Source organism: Holdemanella porci, from assembly GCF_019052655.1.
In the GTDB taxonomy this organism is placed as follows: domain Bacteria; phylum Bacillota_I; class Bacilli_A; order Erysipelotrichales; family Erysipelotrichaceae; genus Holdemanella; species Holdemanella hominis.
Genome location: NZ_JAHQVB010000132.1, coordinates 1 through 1225 on the forward strand (window position 1 = coordinate 1; position 1225 = coordinate 1225).

The window sequence follows — 1225 nt, forward strand, 5'->3', positions numbered from 1 at the left end:
ATCAATGTACAGATAAATATACATAGAACACGTCCTCCTACAAAATCGGAATCTTCAAGAACTCAAGATATCATCCTTTTAATTCAGAGGGTTCACCATTACTACATCCAGTAGTCAATTCCTATTATAAAGACTCAATGTGAAAACATTATTAACTCCAAGCATTTTGTTGAGAATGATCCTATCTTGTCTAAATCGCCTTATTTTCATCAAATTAGATAGATTCGTCTTGACTTTTTCGAAGTACATTTTATAAAAAAACGAAAACCATTCACATTATGATATAATATATACAACTAAGGGAGAAATAAGAATGAATGAAACGAGTCGCAGAATTCTTGATCACTTTCAAGTTCGAAAAACAAAAAAACAAAAAGAGGAATTTCGTAAATATATAATTCATGAACTTAATCAATATGGGTATTGCCCTAGTATTCAACATAAAGGGATAAATAATAATATAATTATCGGTAATATAGAGAAAGCTAAGATATTTTGTACAGCTCACTATGATACACAGGCGGTCTTACCATTTCCCAATTTAATTGTGCCTAATAATTTGTTTGTTCTATTATCTTGATCGAATACATACTTCTAGAGATATAATTTTCAATGAAGAAAATATCGAACTATTAAGCGATGGTGTATGCAAGCTTATCAAAACAACCCATACATCCAGATGATTATTACAACATAATCCATTCATTTGCATGAAATCAATTTAACAACTATAATACAAATACAGAAAGACGACTGGATACAGTGGTTCCTCTGAATTATTCTAATGTATAGACACTAGTAATCCATTGGAGAGGGTGAACTAGTGTCTTTTACATTTTTCTATAATAATCAATGCGATTTTTAACAATTCAACTAAAGCCATTAAACACAAAAGCAACATCAATGTACAGATAAATATACATAGAACACGTCCTTGTACAAAATCAGAATCTTTGAGAATTCAAGATGTTATCCTTTTTATTCCAAGGGTAGCCATTACTACATCCGGTTACAATTTCTTTTGTTCCTATTTTATCTAAAACGACTTATTTTAGATAAAGTTAGCCTTGACTTTTATATATATCAATTGTTTAATAATCATACAGAAAGACCACTGGATACAGTGGTTCCTCTGAATTATTTTAGTATAAAGACACTAGTAATCCATTGGAGAGGGTGAACTAGTGTCTTTTACATTTTTCTATAATAATCAATGCGATTTTTA

The 1225-nt window shown here is 29.8% G+C and carries 1 protein-coding gene; it reads left to right on the forward strand.

Annotated elements, in window-relative coordinates; genetic code table 11:
- Positions 1 to 313 precede the first annotated feature (313 nt).
- Positions 314 to 580 carry a hypothetical protein gene (locus KTQ83_RS11760; RefSeq protein ID WP_217256941.1) on the forward strand — a complete coding sequence of 89 codons (267 nt, stop codon included), beginning with the start codon at positions 314 to 316 and terminating at the stop codon, positions 578 to 580.
- Positions 581 to 1225 lie beyond the last annotated feature (645 nt).